The following is a 17,994-nucleotide window of genomic DNA, read 5'->3' on the forward strand; positions in this document are numbered from 1 at the left end:
TATAACAAAAAGCAGAGAGTCAAAAATGCAAAAAAGCTTTAAACTGCTCATTATTTCTACTATTACCTCAAGTTTACTCGCTTGTTCTGGAATTCAAACTTCTGAAGCCCCCGCTGAATCTAATCTGGTTAATACAGATAGGGAAGTTGCTTCAATTTATCAGCCAATTAAACAACAAGCCTCTTATCTGAGTGATAATAACGAGGAGTTAACCCTACAAAAAATAATGGCTGATCCAGATTGGATTGGTAGACAACCTCAATCTCCATATTGGTCACTAGATGGAAATAGTTATTTCTATTCACAGAAACGTGAAGGATCTGTGGTCAAAGATTTATTTCAACAGCCGGTATCATCGAAAACGGCCAATTTAGTTCCAATTGCAAATTACCATCAGGTTTCCTATAAGAATAAGGTTTTTAACCAAAGCAGAAACAAAGTTGCATGGGTGTTTAAACAAAATGTATTTATGCAAGACCTTAACTCAGGTGAGATTTCGCAGCTTACCCGCAGTGACCAATATTTAACTAATTTACAGTTTTTAAAAGATGGTAGGTTGAGTTATCGAGTTTATAACAAAATTTATGCCATCGATGTTGCCTCAGGTATAACTGAACAATTGGTGAGTTGGGAATTCAAAGAAGCACCGCAAGCCAACGAACCCGCTAAAGATTATATCGCTCAGCAGCAATTGAATTTGATTGAAGTTTTGCGTGATCGTAGGCAGCGCACACAAGACAAGTTCGAGTTTAATGCGCAAATTTCTGAACAGAATCAATCAACCAACCCTGAACCTTTTTATTTCCCTGTTGATAATAAAACCGCCGATGCAAGTCTTTCTCCTAATGGTAGATATCTTATTTTAGCCATCGAAAAAGATACGCCAAGTCGAGATGAAGGCGATATTATGCCCAATTACATTAAAGAAGATGGCCGTATTAAAGCTGAGAAAGTTAGGCACCGGGTGGCGGATGCTAAGCCCAAAAGCCAATATTTGTGGTTGTTAGATTTACAAACGGGCACACAAAAAGAACTGTCCTATAAGAGCTTGCCCGGATATAACGAAGACGTTTTAGAGCAGGTTAAACGAGAAAATGCAGAAGCCAAAGGACTAACCTATCAAAGTAATCGACTGCCCAGAGATATAGGTTTATTGGTAGATTGGGGATGGAATCAAAGCGCTATTGCTTGGCAAGCGGATGGTGAAAATGTTGCGATCATGTTGGAAGCTTGGGATAACAAGGATCGTTGGTTAACCACAGTAGATTTTGCGAAGCAAACGTTAGTGACCCAAGATCGATTGCACGATGATGCTTGGATTAATTATAACTTCAATAGTTTTGGATGGTTGAATCACTCATCAAAATTATACTTTTTATCGGAAAAAAGTGGGTATGCGCATCTCTATTTAAAAGATTTAAATAGTAATGCAAAACAACTCACTAGTGGTGAGTACGAAGTTGATGAGTTAACTTTAACCGCAAATGACCAATATATTTATTTCAAAGCAAATAAAAAACATCCTGGCATTTACGAAATTTATCGGGTTGATTTAAACAGTGGTGATATTGAAGAGTTAACTAACTTAAATGGTGTCACTGACTATTTACTTAATGACGCTCAAAACAAGTTATTGTTAACTCACTCTAAGTTAACCATGCCGCCAGAGCTATTCGTGAAAATACTAGGTTCTGAGGAGCCAGCGCAACAGGTAACATTCACGACTAGTGAGGCATTTAAGCAAATCAACTGGACGATTCCCGAGATTGTTCCGATTAAATCTTCTCATGTTGAACAATCCATTTATGCTCGTTTATATGCGCCTAAAGATGCAGGTGAAGGAGAGAAAAAACGCGCTGTAATATTTAATCATGGAGCAGGGTATCTACAAAACTCTCACCTAGGTTGGTCAACTTACTTCCGTGAATTCATGTTCCATAATCTGCTGGTGCAAAAAGGTTATGTTGTTTTAGACATGGACTATCGTGCATCCGCAGGTTACGGCAGAGATTGGCGCACGGCTATTTATCGACACATGGGTAAACCTGAAATAGAAGATTTGGTTGATGGTGTCGATTGGATGGTGAACAACGTTAATGTAGATCGAAATAGAATAGGGACCTATGGCGGATCTTACGGTGGTTTTATGACCTTTATGGCACTGTTTACTGAGCCCGACCTCTTTCAAGCTGGCGCTGCCTTGCGTCCTGTTTCGGATTGGGCACATTATAACCATCCATACACAAGCAATATTCTAAATACTCCCGACGTTGATCCTATTGCCTATGAACGCAGTTCACCTATTTATTTTGCCGAAGGTCTGACTAAACCACTGCTTATCAATGCACCTATGGTTGACTCAAATGTGTTTTTTGTTGATACAGTGCGTTTGGTACAGCGATTGATTGAATTAGAAAAACAAAACTTTGAAACGGCTATTTATCCAGTTGAATCTCATGGTTTCATTGAACCGAGTTCTTGGTTAGACGAGTATCGTAGAATCTTTAAATTGTTTGAAGAAAACTTATAAACTTATTAATTGTCTATTTGCCTCAGGTATTCTGAGGCAAATATTTATTTTTTAACCAGTAAACTAAGATACATCCTAAACCACCCACTGCACCGTATAAATGAGCATCAACAGCTACATTTGCAGCAATCAATTCAGTGATCATTTGGTCTGCGCCGAATAGTTGTTCGTAAATAATTTTTGCCCAAACTCCTAACATTAAAATCCAGCCAAATTTTACTTTATGACGGATGTCTAAATATGCGCCGTAAACAAAGATGCCATGTAATGCACCTGAAAGGCCTGCGTACCAATCTAGATTAGGTGAATAAAAGAATATGCCAAAGGTGACAAACAAACTTAGCAGCAAGGTGCTTAATAGATAATTTTTAAGGGTGTAATATTGTCCGTGAATAGCCCAAAGTAAGCCTATGCCTGCAATATTAAGCAATAAGTGGTTGCTATTGGTGTGCACAAAATTAGCACTGAGAAATTGCCACCAATCGCCGTTTAGCACCATTTCTCGCTGCAATGCTAAATATGCCGAAGTGGTAGGTTCAAATAGCCACAATAAACAGCACAAGAGCGCGATAAAAATAGGCCCAGTTATTTGTTGAAATTTTATGGGTAAATTTAACAAGTTGCCAACATAATATTTATAAATAATGCTGAACACCTTAACTAAATCCATGATTTCGTACAAGAATGCTTTAATAACTACATTTTGTGTTGCATCCTAATCTGTGGCTCGTTATCTTTCCATCATCCCAAAAGCCGTTTATTGAGATTGTCTGTGAAATCATTGTTTAAAGTAATATGCGTACTCTGTTTAATATCGTTTAACCAAGTTAACGCTAAGCAAACGACTAGGGAAGATCGCGAGCCAGAAGCCGCCACTGGTGTTAGTCAGAAAAAAGCACGGATTGCTGAAGAATATATGGTGGTGTCCGCAAACCCATATGCTTCATGGGCAGGTAAAAATATTATTAGTAATGGTGGAAGTGCTATCGATGCCGCCATTGCTGTTCAAGCGATGCTAACCCTTGTTGAGCCGCAATCATCAGGTATTGGTGGCGGAAATTTCATTTTATACTGGGATAATAAAGCTAAAAAGCTGCATACATTTGATGGTCGCGAAACGGCGCCTTCAGAAGCTAATGCTTATTTGTTCATGCATGAAGGAAAACCCTTAAAATGGCGAGATGCCGTAGTTGGTGGGCGTTCTGTAGGCGTACCAGGCGCGTTAAAAGCATTAGAGAAAGCACACAAACAGTTTGGCAAATTACCTTGGAATTCACTGTTTACTGATGCGATTAATACAGCAGAGAAAGGTTTCACGGTTTCGGCTCGTTTAGAGAAGCTTCTTTCATTGCGTTTTCATCCTGGCTTAGAAGCCTTTTTAAATCCTAAAACCTATTTTTATCCAAATGGTATAGAACTCAAAGAAGGGACAAATAAAACCAACGTTAAACTGTCTAAAGTGTTCGAAAAAATATCAGAACAAGGAGCCGATTATCTGTATAAAGGTGAATTGGCGGATAAAATCGCGAAAACCGTTCAGTATTCAACAATTAACCCCGGTAAATTAAGTGTTCAAGATCTTGAAAATTACCAAGCCAAAGAACGGGACCCTATTTGTGGATTCTATCGTAAATATAAAATTTGCGGCATGGCTCCTCCTAGTTCCGGTGGCATAAGCGTATTACAAATACTTAAAATGCTTGAAGACTATGACTTGTCAAAAATGGATCCAGACTCATTAGAATCTATTCATTTATTCACACAAGCATCCAAATTAGCCTATGCCGATCGGGATAAATACATTGCGGACAGTGATTTTGTGCAATTGCCCTTTGCCGCATTGATTAATCAAACTTATTTGTCGCAACGTGCTGAATTAATCAAAGCAGATAAAGATATGGGCAAGGCTGAAGCCGGTGAACCTTATATCAATGCTTCTTTGATTGGCATGGATACATCCTTTGAATTACCTAATACTAGTCACGTTTCCATTGTTGACAAAGAAGGTAACGCTCTTGCCATGACCACCAGTATTGAATTTGGCTTTGGCTCAGGGTTAATGGTTGAAGGGTTTTTACTGAATAATCAACTAACTGATTTTTCATTGAATCCTAGTCCTAATAATCGTCCAGCCCTTAACCGAGTCGAACCTAATAAACGTCCTCGTAGTGCCATGAGTCCTACTATGGTATTTGACCAAAACGGTCAACTAATGTTGGTAATAGGCTCTCCCGGCGGCAGTCGAATTGTCAGTTATGTGGCGCAAACTATTGTAGGTGTAGTCGATTGGGGATTGGATATTCAGCAGGCTATTAATTTACCTAAAATCACCAATCGAAATGATTATACTGCGCTAGAAAAAGGCACTTCTTTAGAGAAGTGGGAAGCTAAATTGAGTGCTATGGGCCATAACGTTAAGATCATTGATTTAAATAGCGGGCTTCACGGAATTCAATTTAAAAACGGAAAAATTATAGGTGGTGCGGATCCGAGAAGGGAAGGTGTCGCGGTTGGAGATTAAAGCATTGTTTAAACCTATGCTTAATGTAAAGGCATCCACGGTAGCAATAGCTAATGATAGTTTAAAAAATTTGAGGCGTAGAAGTCTTAACCAAAGGAATAATAATGAAGTCTAGTTTAAAAATGTTCGGTGCGATGGTCGCCACAGTAATATTGAGTGGTTGCATGAGTATGCCTATATCGACCATGTACAAAATGTCACAATTTTCCCCTTTTGATATGGAGCCTCAGGATATACGAATTGCACTGCGCACCGATAAAAGTATCGAGGTGAAAAATGGCGCAGCTAAAATTTTCATGAGTTACAGTTCTGATGGAAACGATAGCTTGCCTGCTTTTTACGAAGAACATAATTTTAGTGTGGAAATACTGCAATATCAACATTCAGAAATGCCTGAAATTTTGTTAGACGACATTGAAGATAATGAGCGCGTTACTATTCTTAAGTTATCTGATAGCGATGCCCAAGCAATGAAAGATTTACTGGCTAAAGCCAAGCAATATAAAGCGTTAGATGCTAAAGGACGAGGAGAATTTGCCATCAGCACTGAGAATAATTGTTTTGGTAATTTAAATAACTTTGCATCCTTGGAAGTAGATGTGTTTCTGCAAGCCGTCAAAGAAGATGGTTATATGTTGTTTTTAGAAGATGTAGATGTCATTGAACAAGCCAAAGATAACGATATTGATTTGCACCAAACGAACCTTTGCGAGGCGGGGTAGTAGATCACTATCGTTCGCTTATTTGTATCAGGTTATCCCCGAAGCTAAACAAATATTGTTTAGCTTCGCTGTTTATAAACATTCAACCTTGAAAAATTGAGCGTCGCTGTGCGCTTTCTTTAGCCTCGATTACCACTGATATATTCTACTCGTTGATAAAAAATCCTATTGTTCTAGAGCTAGGTAATCTAATTTAGCTGTTTTTGATTGTGTGTTTTTTTATGAAAACTGCTAAGTTATTCGCCATTAATAATTAGATAAAGGTTTAACATGTTTAAAGTAAATGAATATTTTGAAGGGAAAGTAACTTCTATGGCGTTTCAAACCGCTACATTACCCGCTACGGTTGGGGTGATGGCGCCAGGAGAGTATGAGTTTGGTACTAGCGAATTTGAAACCATGACAGTGGTGAGTGGTGCGTTAACTGTGTTGTTGCCAGGACAAACAGAATGGCAAACTTTTACAACTAATCAGGTCTTTACCATTGAAGCAAATGTGAAATTTCAAGTAAAAGTAACAGTAGATACTGCTTATCTTTGTACATACGGTAAATAGTGGTTTTTATTTGCTAAAGTTTAGTTAAAACTGACGGGCACTTTATTTAAAAAAGTGTCCAATTTTCAATTAATTTAAGTGTCAAATGTCCTCTGCAAAATCAACAGTAAAAAAGTTAGATGAAAATACCGTTAAGGCACTGACTAAAGTGTGCGAAGAAGCGAAACGAACTGTTCAAGGATTTGACTGGTTAACTCACACAGCCGATTACAGTAACTTCCCGTCTAGTTTAGTCATTACTTGCGTGTTTTTAACGGAACAACAGGTTATCGATGCAAAAGCACAGCAACAAGATGCCTATTTACGAAAATTAATCCATAAACAATTATTAAAAGTGGGGATTTTATTGAAGAATCCCAAACATAATGTATTTTTTGATAGCGAAGAAGCGTGCGCAATGAGCCATCAAGGAAATTGGGATAAACGTCTCAGGTTATTCCATTAATTTAAAAATCTATCTGCTTTAAACGATTATTCAATGGTGGTGAGTTTGTTCTGGTCAGCATGATAGGCGAATGCATCCTGTAAATCGCGCATTATTGTTCTGCCAGTAGAGAGTGGGGGAATTTGTTGCAAAGTAAAAAAGTCAGCTCCACTGGTTTCCATCCCAGCTGTTTGATTTATTGGCTCAATGGGCTCGCATAAAAATAGCATTTTATAAAAATCGCGGATGTCAGGATCATAGTCTCCTGAGGCTTTGTGCCGTAACGATATCAAACGAGTGTGACTGACATAGACGTTTGCTTCTTCTTCGATCTCTTTCTTGATATTTTGCACTGCGGTCAAGCCAACATCAGCGTAACCACCTGGCAGAGTCCATTTCTTATCACTTTTTTCTTGCACTAAAAGGATTTTGCCGTCTTTTATCACTGCACCGCGCACTTCAACTTGTGGTGTCACATACCGACGATGAAAAGGGGTAACCAAGTCTGAAATTTGTTTAACGGGTACAGACGCCAAATCACTCATCATTTGTTGCGCAATATGAGAAATCTCTGTAAATCTTTCGCGGTCAAATTCTTCAGGAGAAAATGCTAAACCTGATTCGGCAATCGCGTGGAGTCGCTTAACGTGAGAAAGCCAAATGGAAGCGTGGTCTTTATCAGACATTTCCATGAAACTGTTATAGGTACTTATCTGGTTGAATCTTATCGACCAACCATTTGCCATCTACCCGCAACATTTCAACAACACGAATATCTTCAACTCGTTCATCGTACAAGGTACCAGTGAAAAATAGAGTGACAACCGCTGACTCTGCAAATTCGTTACGTCCAATACTGTTACCAGTATCAGGTTGTATATCCACTTCATCATAAACAAGGTCGAATACGTGTCTTTGAACATTGCGGTTGGTGCGATAAGACTTAAGCAATTTCGCCATACGTTTAGAACTCATGGCAATGGCTTTATTCAGGTTTTTATCGTTATACACATGTTGGAAAAATTCTACAGCAGCGTAATCCGGAGTGTTGGTATCCATCATGCCATATTTACCGGCTCCTTTTTTGCTTTGCGTATCACAAGCTTGAAGGAATAAAAGCAAAACACTTATTGTTAAAAAACGTAAATACTGGTGATTAATCATGATGAATAAATAGAGTTAAATTGAACACAGGTACAGTCTGCGTTTTCTATGTTTAAAAGTAAAGAGCAGGCCTAAAGCCTGCTTTTTTTATTCTACTAAACGCAGTTTGTGCTATTGCACTTCTTCATGGTCTGTAAATTCGCCAGCAAACATAGCGCTACTCAAGTAACGTTCAGTTGAACTTGGGAAAATAACCACGATCATTTTGTCTGCATTTTCTGGTTTTTCTGCAAGGCGTTTTGCCGCAACCATAGCTGCACCTGTTGAAATTCCAGCCAATATGCCTTCCTCTTTTAACAGACGATGAGCCATTTCTATAGATTCATCATTCGACACCTGTTCTACTTGGTCAACAATATCTAAATCTAAGTTGCCGGGAATAAAACCTGCACCTATACCTTGGATTTTATGTGGACCAGGAGTAAGTTCTTCACCCGCTTTAGCTTGAGTGATAACCGGAGAATCAGTTGGTTCTACCGCAACAGTCAGGATTTTTTTACCTTTGGTGTTTTTCAGGTATCGGCTCACACCAGTAATAGTTCCGCCTGTGCCTACACCTGCAACAAAAATATCCACTTTACCGTCTGTATCTTTCCAGATTTCAGGGCCTGTGGTTTTTTCATGAATTTCAGGGTTAGCAGGATTATCAAATTGTTGAAGTAAGATATATTTGCCAGGGTCTGATGCAACAATTTCCTGTGCTTTGGCAACAGCGCCTTTCATACCTTTAGGCGCTTCAGTAAGCACCACATTAGCACCAAGAGCTTTAAGCAATTTACGACGCTCCAAGCTCATACTACTTGGCATTGTTAAGGTTAATTTGTAACCTCTAGAAGCGGCTACGAATGCTAATGCGATACCAGTATTACCGCTGGTCGGCTCAACTAATTCTTTGTCTTTGGTTAGGATACCGCGTTTTTCAGCATCCCAAATCATGTTAGCGCCAATACGGCATTTAACACTAAAACTGGGGTTACGTGATTCCATTTTGGCGTAAACGTTGCCAGTAGAAACTACACGATTTAATTTAACTAAAGGCGTGTTGCCAATGGCGAGCGAATTATCATCATAAACTTGCATACTATATCCTTGCATAGGTTTAGGTAACTTTCAGTGATACCCTTTGATGTGTTTTTGTTATTTGAATAACTATTTTAGGCTGTTAATGTTGTACTTAACAAGCACTCGTTTTCATGAAAATAGCAAAATTCAATAAGTTTGCTTAACTTTGTACCTTGTTATGATTGTGCTCAACGAGTAATTTTCAAAGTGCTTTTTGCTATATCTTAGTTTTATATTTACATTTTTTAATTATTGAGGTGATTGATGCCATTTAGTAGTACCGGAAATTATATTGCTAGCAAAGAACTGCAACTCGCCGTTAATGCTGCCATTACACTGCAAAGACCGCTGTTGATCAAGGGCGAGCCAGGTACCGGCAAGACCATGCTGGCAGAAGAATTGGCTAGTAGTTTAGGAACTGAATTAATTCAGTGGCATATAAAGTCAACAACTAAAGCTCAACAGGGGTTGTACGAATATGATGCGGTATCTCGTTTGCGTGACTCTCAGCTTGGTGACGAAAAGGTCAAAGACATCAGCAATTACATTATCAAAGGAAAACTATGGCAAGCATTTGATGCCGAAAAGCCCCCAGTTTTATTAATTGATGAAATAGATAAAGCAGATATTGAGTTTCCAAATGATCTACTTTTAGAATTGGATAAAATGGAGTTTTTTGTTTATGAAACTAAACAGACCATAAAAGCCGCCAAACGTCCTATCGTAATTATTACATCCAATAATGAGAAAGAATTGCCTGATGCGTTTCTGCGTCGTTGTTTTTTCCATTACATACAGTTTCCAGACAAAGAACAGATGCAAGAAATCGTTAATGTACATTTTCCTAACTTGAAAAAAGATCTCCTTGCGCAAGCACTCGAATCCTTCTTCGATTTAAGAGAAATGCCTGGCTTAAAGAAAAAGCCATCTACTAGCGAATTGATCGATTGGTTAAAACTCTTGGTTGCAGAAGATATTCCGCCAGAAGCGTTGCAGAACAAAGATGGCAAAAACAGCATTCCTCCACTGTATGGTGCGCTAATTAAAAACGAACAAGACATTCATTTGTTCGAAAAATTGGCATTTATGGCTAGACGCTAATGTTAGTTGATTTTTTCTTTAAAGTTAGAGAATACCAAGTTCCGGCGACGGTAAGAGAATTATTAGATCTTTTAAATGCGTTGGAACAGCAAGTTGTTTTTGCTGATACCGAAGGCTTTTATTATTTGTCTAGACTGTGTCTGGTAAAGGATGAAAGCCATTTTGATAAGTTCGATCGGGCCTTTGCTGATTATTTTGAAGGTGTTCAAACTATTGATCTGTTTGGCAAAGACATTCCTGAAGAATGGTTGAAAAAACAATTAGAAAGACATTTTAGTGATGCTGAAAAAGCAGAAATAGAAGCCATGGGCGGTTTGGATAAGCTAATGGAAACCCTCAAAAAGCGTTTAGAAGAACAACAGAAACGCCACCAAGGAGGGAATAAATGGGTTGGTACCGGAGGCACCTCACCATTTGGATCCCATGGCTATAATCCTGAAGGGATCAGCATTGGCAATAAAGGCAAAGGTCAATCTTCAGCGGTTAAAGTCTGGGAAAAAAGAGAATATAAAAACTTAGCCAGTGATGTCGAACTTGGCACTCGTAATATTAAAGTAGCGTTACGAAAATTACGTCAATTTGCGCGCACTGGTGCAAGCGAAGAGTTAGATTTACCGACCACAATCGGAAAAACTGCAAAAAATGCTGGTTGGCTAGATATTCATATGGTACCAGAACGTCGTAATGCTATAAAAGTATTGATGTTTTTTGATGTCGGTGGCTCTATGGATGATCACATTAGGTCTTGTGAAGAATTGTTTTCCGCAGTACATTCTGAGTTTAAACACTTAGAGTATTTCTATTTCCATAATTGCGTGTATGAAGGTGTTTGGAAAGACAATAAACGACGTAGTAATGAAGTCATATCAATTTTTGATATCATTCATAAATATGGCAGCGATTATAAATTAGTGTTTGTCGGTGATGCGACTATGGGACCTTATGAAATTACCTATCCCGGTGGCAGCGTTGAGTATTGGAATGAAGAACCCGGTTCTGTTTGGTTAAAAAGACTTACAGATCACTTTCCTCACGCTATTTGGTTAAATCCGCAAATGGAAAAACATTGGCAATACTATGCATCCATACAAATATTAAAAGATTTAATGCAGGGTAAGATGTATGCATTAACGATTGAAGGACTAAGCGAGGGCATTAAAGCGCTCACAAAAAGGTAAACATATGGATGCCAAGGAAACATTAACACAACAAGCAAACGTTGAAACGCAAGCGCACACCTCTAAACACCAGCAACGCCAAGAAACACGAGATGTCATTACACCTTATGCCTTTGAAGTGTCCCCCGAATTATTTGGTACACCTCTGGCTACACCCACTCGTCGCGCTCTAGCGCTGTCTGTCGATTTAATCTTGGTTGCAATACTGTCTGGTATTACTGGTAACGCATTGGCAATACTTGTTGCGATTTTATTGTGGGTAACGAGTCGCCGTTTAAAACGTGAAAATCGTTTACCATCAGCAATTTTGCTAGTGCGGATTTTGGCCACATTGTTAATTGCCGCTGGGATTTTGGGTCTATTCCGAAATGATACCGCGATTTGGTCTAATTCACAGTCCAGTAATGAGCATGAAGTTAATGCTGCAGAAGCCGTTGACGTGGTGGTGTTTACTGGAACATACGCAGCGTTAACCAGTTTAATTCAAAAACAAGTAGCACAAGGCGATTGTCCAGATGCAGAAACTTGTTGGTCAAATATTGGTGATGAATTTGTTGAAGACTTGGTTGAATTGGCAATACCCAAATCCGCAAAAAGTGAAATGTTGGATGAGTTTTTTGAAAAAAGTCGTACTGAGTTAAGTGACGTTCAATATCAAAGTTTAGAAACAAAATTATTAGCCCAGTTTGAAACATTGCAGGCAGAAGCCGATAAGGTTGCCAAGGAAGAACAGGCAATAGTCGATGTAAAACCAAAGACTAAATCGATTCAAGATTACAGTATCGTAAAATGGTTCAAAGGTATCGCCTCAGATTTAGGCATAGGCTTTGGTTGGGCAGCGGTTTATTTCACTGGATTAATGGTGTTATTAAAAGGCCAGACTATTGGCAAAAAGCTATTTGGCATTAAAGTGATTAAACTCGATGGCAGTAGTTTGAATGTTTGGGAAAGTTTTGGGCGATACGGGGGCTATGGTGCCGGTTTAGCCACAGGTTTGCTTGGTTTTTTACAAGTTTACTGGGATCCAAATCGTCAAGCTATTCAAGACAAGATTTCTGAAACTTTAGTGATTAGATTAAAAGCAAAACAATAAGCGATTTGAATGGCAAATTCATTTTCTAGCATTCTAGATATTTGGTATCCGAAGAAAGACGAATGTAAGTGGGTCTTAGCCACTATTTTTGAGACCCAGGGCTCGTCGTATCGTAAGTCCGGCGCGCACATGTTAATTAATGATTTAGGTCAGTACTATGGGCTTTTAAGTGGTGGCTGTTTGGAGTCAGATATTATGCTCCAAGCTCGCAGATGTTGGGACAATGGCCAAGGCCGAATTGTTGAATACGATATGACTGAAGAGCAGGATCTTGCTTGGCAGCTCGGTATAGGTTGTGGTGGTTTAGTAAGGATATTACTGCAGCCTATCAGCAGTGATAATCATTACTTACAACTAGACAACGTTTACCGTCGTTTGGCAGACAATGGCTATTGTTTATATTCTCAGGAAATAGCCAGTGGTGTTGCCAATGTCGAATTCTCAGAGTTACCTCGAACTGCACAAGCGAGTGTGCAAAGAGACGAACGAAATGGACGGGTTTTTCTGAAACAAATCCTTAGTCCGCCGATCAACTTGTGTATTGTAGGTGCGGGAGTGGATGCTCGTCCTGTTGTCGACATTGCGGCTAAATTAGGTTGGCGAGTTACGTTGCTCGACCCGCGAACTAGCCACGGAAGAAGTAGCTATTTCCCGGGTGCGTTTGCGATAATTAAACAACCAATGACAACAACAATCGAAAAAGCTGCACAATCAAATTGGCTGGCGCAAACTGATGCAATGATTATTATGAGCCATAACATCACTATTGATGCTCAAGCTTTAATACTGGCATCAAAAAGTTCAGCAAAATACGTTGGGATGCTAGGGCCTTTGCACCGCACAGAACGCGTGTTTGAACAGGCTAGATTAGTTAGAGAAGAATTCGCTATTCCTTTTGCTAACCCCATCGGATTGCGATTAGGTGGCGAATTGCCAGAGTCGATAGCACTGTCAATGATTGCTGAAGTACACAGTTTTCTTGCGCAAAAAGACGCTAAGTCAATAAGCGGTGTTGTGTGAGCATTATTAGCTTGATACTCGCCGCCGGCGAAGCAAAACGCTTTGGGAGCATAAAACAATTAGCGGTTGTCCAAGGACAACCGATGTTGAATAAGGTTATTGCACAACATAGGCTCGCAGGGTTAGATAATATCGTTGTTGTTCTAGGCGCGAACGCAAATCTGATCAAACAGCAAATTGATCTATCGGTTGAGGTCGTTGTAGCACAAAATTGGCAGTTAGGTATGAGTGAAAGTATTCGCACTGGTGTCGACTTTATCGTTAATCAGCGGTATCCACAAGCCAGCCATATTTTCATTGGTTTAGCAGACCAAATTGCTGTGCAATCAGCACAAATTGCTAAACTATGTAGCAAAGCGCTAAACAACATAGATTCAATCGTTACATCAGAGTATGGGGGAAATGTGGGTGTGCCAGCTTGTTTCCCAGCCAAACGATTCTCTGATTTGTTAAATATAGGCAGTTCGAATACAGATTTACATAAAGGTGCTAAATCAATCTTGCAGGCTCATAAGCAAGATTTAATTAGGGTTAAGGTGCCCGAAGCACAATTTGATATAGATACTTCAGAGGATATGCGTCGTTGGTGCAATCTGTCCTCCCGCTAATTTAGGAGCAATAATGTGATTAATTTCAGTGTAAATGGTAAACAGCAACAGGTGGATGTTGAACCGACTATGCCGCTTTTATGGGTGCTTAGAGACGCTTTGGGTTTAACTGGCAGCAAGTTTGGGTGCGGTATGGCGCAATGTGGCGCTTGCACTGTGCACATTGACGGGCAACCAGTCAGAGCCTGTGTTATGCCGATTTCAGCTGTAGCGGGAAAGCAGGTAACGACTATTGAAGGATTATCTAAATCTGGCGAGCACCCTGTCCAAAAAGCGTGGATCGAGCACAACGTTCCCCAGTGCGGTTATTGTCAGTCAGGACAAATTATGAGTGCTGTGGCTTTATTATCACAAAATGCTTCACCCAGTGATGAGGATATCGATAATTACATGCAAGGTAATATCTGTCGATGTGGTACTTACCCTCGAATCAAAGCAGCAATAAAAAGTGTGGCTAAAGGAGCCGATCTGGCAAAAAACGTGGGAGATGACGCATGAACCATAAAATTGAAAATGTCAGTCGCCGACAGTTTTTAAAAGTTTCAGGAATTGGTGCTAGTAGTTTTGTACTCGCTAGTAGTCTAGCTGGTTACAAGCCTGTATGGGCGCAAACAAGCCAAGCTGATGTCGAGCTTAACCTGTTTGTCAGCATTCAATCCGATAATCGCGTCAACATAATATGTCACCGCAGTGAAATGGGTCAGGGGATTCGTACCTCTATACCGCAGGTAGTTGCAGAAGAGCTATGTGCAGATTGGAATTTAGTATCTGTGGTACAAGGATTGGCGAATAAAGAATATGGTAGTCAAAACACCGATGGCTCACGTTCAATTCGTAATTTCTATACGATCTTAAGACGTATGGGGGCTTCTGCTAGGACGATGCTTGAACAAGCAGCAGCAGACTTGTGGAAAGTAGATGTAAACAGTGTTTATGCTGAAGATAGTTATGTACATCATAAAGATTCAAAGCGTAAAGTGAGTTTTGGATACATTGCTGAAGCTGCCGGTAAGTTATCTCCTCCTAAAGCTGAAACCTTAACCTACAAGTCGAAAAAAGATTTCAAGCTGATTGGCAAGCCCGTTACTGGTATCGATTCTGCTGAAATCGTGACTGGTCAAGCTGAATTTGGTCAGGATGTTAGATTAGAGTCGATGGTTTATGCCAGTATCGAACGATCAAAAGTGTTGAGAGCGACTGTGAAGTCGTTTGACGCTGACGCAGCTAAGTCAGTCAAAGGGGTTATCGATACCATTCAAATGCCTGACCAACCTTTACCGGTTATGTTTCATCCTATGAATGGGGTTGCTGTTATTGCCGATAGCACTTGGGCGGCATTGCAAGGTCGTAAAGCGTTGAATATTGATTGGGAGCTAGGTGAAAATGCTGCACACACTTCTGCGGATTATATTGCCGAGCTAAAAAGTCGTATCGTCAGTAAAGGCAAACCGATTCGTGTAGAAGGCGACGTTTATGCAGATATTGAACAAGCAACAGATACACACAGTGCTACTTATAGTGTCCCTTACCTTTCACAAGCACCAATGGAACCACCTGCAGCAACAGCGGTATTTAAAAACGGTATTTGTGAAATTTGGGCGTGTACACAATCTCCTCAAGTAACCCAGCAAAACGTGGCTCAAGCGCTAGGTATTGAATTTGATAAAGTGATTATAAATGTCACCTTTTTAGGTGGTGCATTTGGAAGAAAAGCTAAACCAGATTACTCCATAGAAGCAGCATTATTGGCCAAACAACTAAATCGTCCGGTGAAAGTGGTTTGGAGTCGTGAAGATGATATTCAACAAGGCTTTTACCATGCGGTAAGTGTGCTACATATGGCCGCAGCGATGGATGCCAAAAAGCAAATAACATCGTGGCTACAGCGGACTGCGTTCCCAAGTATTATGTGGACGTTTACCGGCACAGTTGATGAGCCGCAAATGAATGAATTGTCTTTAGGGTTTGGTGATTTGCCATTCGCGGTAGACAATTTATCGTGCGAAACCCATAAGGCTACTGGTCATATTAGGATTGGTTGGATGCGCTCTGTGTGTAATATTCAACATTCTTTTGCGCAGGGTTCTTTTGTCGATGAGTTAGCATCAAAAGCCGGTATATCGACGTATAAAATGTGGCATCAATTACTCGGCGAAAACCGTTTAGTGGACCCCAAAACGGATGATTTTGATTATCAAAACTATGGTGAGCCGCAAGATGTATTCCCTGTCGATATTAAGCGCATAAAACACGCACTTGACGTTGTAATCGCAAAGTCTGGTGCAGATCAGCCGACACAGGAAAACGAAGGGTGGGGCATTTGTGTTCATCGTAGTTTTGTCAGTTATTGTGCTGTTGCAACAAAAGTGAAGGTCGTGGATAACAAAGTGACAGTACTAGAGATGCATTCGAGTATAGATGCTGGCACTGTGGTTAACCCAGATCGTGTTCGGGCGCAACAAGAAGGATCAATGATTTTTGGTTTGTCTTTGGCGCTGTTGGGAGAAATTTCAACTAAAGATGGTGCGGTTGAGCAATCTAACTACCATGATTATCAGGTATTGCGCATGCATCAATGCCCCAAAATAGAAACCTATATAATCGAGTCAGATGCGCCTCCTGGCGGGGTTGGTGAGCCAGGCACTCCACCAGTAGCCGCAAGTGTAGCCAACGCCATATTTCATGCTTGTGGTAAGCGTATTCGAGACTTACCAATTAAAAACTATATGTCTGTATAGAAATCATGGCTTTGTATGGGCATCTTTTGTTTAGGCAAAATGCCCATATCATTAAACAATGAAGACAAAGCCATCTTTTAAAACAAGTATCATTACAATCAGCTTTTTTATTGGCTTTTTATGGTGCATTAAATCCTTTGAAATATTATTTCATGTCGACCTTAGTTGGTTAGGCGTTTACCCACATTCTACAAAAGGTTTATTGGGAATAATTACCGCACCTTTGGTACATGGATCAGTAGAACATCTATTTAATAATACCTTGTCTTTGCTGATTCTAGGAGTATTCCTAATATACGGATATCCCCGTTCACGCTGGCGAGTCATCCTATTTGTTTGGTTATTTTCTGGCGTATGCGTATGGCTTTTCGCCAGAAATGCTTATCATCTTGGAGCCAGTGGATTAACCCACGGTGTGTTTTTCTACTTATTTGTTGTTAGCTTATTTAGACGAGATAAGAGCTCAATCGCCATTATGATGGCTGCATTTTTTATGTACGGTGGAATGACCATGACCATTTTCCCACGGCAAGAAAATATCTCTTTTGAATATCATTTATTTGGCGCTGTTGCTGGAATAGTTAGTGCGTTACTTTGGCGAAAACTTGACCCTAAACCGATAATTAAAAGATACGAATGGGAAGATCCAGAAAATGCCGATGATCCAATAATCGGTGAGCAGTGGTTAAGCGCTCGACAATCCGACCCTATCGTCGACGATGAAAAAGATTTAATTGAATTAACAACTGATGTAAGCGATTCCGAAAAAGTTAAAACAAACCCTATACGAACAGAGGATGACTAGATGCCCAATTCTGCCAATATACCGATGAAAGTGTTGATAAGAGTTCGTTACGCTGAATGTGACGCTCAACAAGTTGTGTTTAATAGTCGATATGCGGAATATGCCGATTTAGCTGCTACCGAGTTTATGCGGGCAGCAATTGGTGGCTTTAATAAACTGCTAGAACAAGGTTTAGATAACCAAGTTGTTAATTTAAATTTAAGCTGGCAAAGCCCTGCAAAATTTGATGATGTGATCGAAATGAGTGTTTGGGTCTCAAAAGTGGGGAATACTTCTTTCACATTACATGTTGAAATGTGTCAGCAGGGTAGCAGGCAACCTATATGCCTTGCTGAGGTGATTTATGTGATGGTAGATGCTAGCACTTATAAAAAGACAGAAATTAAACAAAATTTAAAACAGACCTTGCTTCACGGTTCTGCTGGAGTTTGCGTAAACTTGGCCGGCTCTATTGATAGTTAAATATTAAGCAA

At 39.9% G+C, this 17,994-nt stretch carries 18 protein-coding genes; 14 read left to right on the forward strand and 4 right to left on the reverse strand.

The annotated features are described in order from the left end of the window. Nucleotides 1–25: 25 nt before the first annotated feature. Complete coding sequence (locus Q4567_RS06940) at nucleotides 26–2,530, forward strand: prolyl oligopeptidase family serine peptidase (protein ID WP_303499866.1); 2,505 nt, start codon at nucleotides 26–28, stop codon at nucleotides 2,528–2,530. 22 nt (nucleotides 2,531–2,552) lie between these two features. Here the strand turns inward: Q4567_RS06940 and rrtA are convergent, their stop codons facing one another. Next, the gene (gene rrtA / locus Q4567_RS06945) at nucleotides 2,553–3,200 is read right to left on the reverse strand and encodes a rhombosortase (protein WP_303499867.1); all 648 of its coding nucleotides are present in this window, start codon (nucleotides 3,198–3,200) and stop codon (nucleotides 2,553–2,555) included. 102 nt (nucleotides 3,201–3,302) lie between these two features. Here rrtA and ggt point away from each other — a divergent pair, with 102 nt between their 5' ends. The 4 genes from ggt to Q4567_RS06965 all read left to right on the forward strand — a co-directional run bounded on the left by ggt (nucleotide 3,303) and on the right by Q4567_RS06965 (nucleotide 6,773). Continuing rightward, entirely contained in the window at nucleotides 3,303–5,051 is a 1,749-nt protein-coding gene (gene ggt / locus Q4567_RS06950; protein ID WP_303499868.1) for a gamma-glutamyltransferase, read from the forward strand. A gap of 104 nt (nucleotides 5,052–5,155) precedes the next feature. Continuing rightward, nucleotides 5,156–5,773, forward strand: a complete 618-nt coding sequence (locus Q4567_RS06955) for a hypothetical protein (protein WP_303499870.1) — start codon at nucleotides 5,156–5,158, stop codon at nucleotides 5,771–5,773. Between the two features lie 270 nt (nucleotides 5,774–6,043). Further along, entirely contained in the window at nucleotides 6,044–6,328 is a 285-nt protein-coding gene (locus Q4567_RS06960; protein WP_216046526.1) for a pyrimidine/purine nucleoside phosphorylase, read from the forward strand. A gap of 85 nt (nucleotides 6,329–6,413) precedes the next feature. Beyond that, nucleotides 6,414–6,773 carry a Fis family transcriptional regulator gene (locus Q4567_RS06965; protein WP_216046527.1) on the forward strand — a complete coding sequence of 120 codons (360 nt, stop codon included), beginning with the start codon at nucleotides 6,414–6,416 and terminating at the stop codon, nucleotides 6,771–6,773. Between the two features lie 26 nt (nucleotides 6,774–6,799). Here Q4567_RS06965 and Q4567_RS06970 read toward each other — a convergent pair whose 3' ends face one another. The 3 genes from Q4567_RS06970 to cysK all read right to left on the reverse strand — a co-directional run bounded on the left by Q4567_RS06970 (nucleotide 6,800) and on the right by cysK (nucleotide 8,996). Beyond that, a complete protein-coding gene (locus Q4567_RS06970) occupies nucleotides 6,800–7,438 on the reverse strand; it encodes an NUDIX hydrolase (protein WP_303499872.1) in 639 nt (212 codons plus the stop codon). A gap of 13 nt (nucleotides 7,439–7,451) precedes the next feature. Next, nucleotides 7,452–7,814 (reverse strand): hypothetical protein, encoded by a 363-nt coding sequence (locus tag Q4567_RS06975; protein ID WP_252728701.1) that lies wholly within the window; start codon nucleotides 7,812–7,814, stop codon nucleotides 7,452–7,454. Between the two features lie 213 nt (nucleotides 7,815–8,027). After that, nucleotides 8,028–8,996, reverse strand: a complete 969-nt coding sequence (gene cysK, locus Q4567_RS06980) for a cysteine synthase A (protein ID WP_216046530.1) — start codon at nucleotides 8,994–8,996, stop codon at nucleotides 8,028–8,030. A 246-nt stretch (nucleotides 8,997–9,242) separates the two neighbouring features. Here cysK and Q4567_RS06985 point away from each other — a divergent pair, with 246 nt between their 5' ends. From Q4567_RS06985 to Q4567_RS07025, 9 genes are read left to right on the forward strand one after another with little or no spacing between them, the layout of a single operon-like run. After that, on the forward strand, nucleotides 9,243–10,079 hold the full coding sequence (locus Q4567_RS06985; protein ID WP_303499875.1) for a MoxR family ATPase: 837 nt from the start codon (nucleotides 9,243–9,245) through the stop codon (nucleotides 10,077–10,079). After that, complete coding sequence (locus Q4567_RS06990; RefSeq protein WP_216046532.1) at nucleotides 10,079–11,257, forward strand: VWA domain-containing protein; 1,179 nt, start codon at nucleotides 10,079–10,081, stop codon at nucleotides 11,255–11,257. The genes Q4567_RS06985 and Q4567_RS06990 overlap by 1 nt, the downstream gene beginning before the upstream one ends. A gap of 4 nt (nucleotides 11,258–11,261) precedes the next feature. Then, on the forward strand, nucleotides 11,262–12,350 hold the full coding sequence (locus Q4567_RS06995) for an RDD family protein (RefSeq protein ID WP_303499876.1): 1,089 nt from the start codon (nucleotides 11,262–11,264) through the stop codon (nucleotides 12,348–12,350). Between the two features lie 9 nt (nucleotides 12,351–12,359). Continuing rightward, nucleotides 12,360–13,370 (forward strand): XdhC family protein, encoded by a 1,011-nt coding sequence (locus Q4567_RS07000; protein WP_303499877.1) that lies wholly within the window; start codon nucleotides 12,360–12,362, stop codon nucleotides 13,368–13,370. Beyond that, a complete protein-coding gene (locus Q4567_RS07005; protein WP_216046535.1) occupies nucleotides 13,367–13,978 on the forward strand; it encodes an NTP transferase domain-containing protein in 612 nt (203 codons plus the stop codon). Before Q4567_RS07000 ends, Q4567_RS07005 begins: the two co-directional genes overlap by 4 nt. A gap of 15 nt (nucleotides 13,979–13,993) precedes the next feature. Continuing rightward, on the forward strand, nucleotides 13,994–14,476 hold the full coding sequence (locus Q4567_RS07010) for a (2Fe-2S)-binding protein (RefSeq protein WP_216046536.1): 483 nt from the start codon (nucleotides 13,994–13,996) through the stop codon (nucleotides 14,474–14,476). Next, nucleotides 14,473–16,716 carry a molybdopterin cofactor-binding domain-containing protein gene (locus Q4567_RS07015; RefSeq protein ID WP_303499879.1) on the forward strand — a complete coding sequence of 748 codons (2,244 nt, stop codon included), beginning with the start codon at nucleotides 14,473–14,475 and terminating at the stop codon, nucleotides 16,714–16,716. Before Q4567_RS07010 ends, Q4567_RS07015 begins: the two co-directional genes overlap by 4 nt. Before the next feature lie 58 nt (nucleotides 16,717–16,774). Beyond that, nucleotides 16,775–17,521 (forward strand): rhomboid family intramembrane serine protease, encoded by a 747-nt coding sequence (locus tag Q4567_RS07020; protein WP_216046538.1) that lies wholly within the window; start codon nucleotides 16,775–16,777, stop codon nucleotides 17,519–17,521. Then, nucleotides 17,522–17,983 carry a thioesterase family protein gene (locus tag Q4567_RS07025; RefSeq protein ID WP_216046539.1) on the forward strand — a complete coding sequence of 154 codons (462 nt, stop codon included), beginning with the start codon at nucleotides 17,522–17,524 and terminating at the stop codon, nucleotides 17,981–17,983. Nucleotides 17,984–17,994 lie beyond the last annotated feature (11 nt).

Origin of the sequence: Aliiglaciecola sp. 2_MG-2023 (genome assembly GCF_030548145.1) — a bacterium.
Lineage (GTDB): Bacteria > Pseudomonadota > Gammaproteobacteria > Enterobacterales > Alteromonadaceae > Aliiglaciecola > Aliiglaciecola lipolytica_A.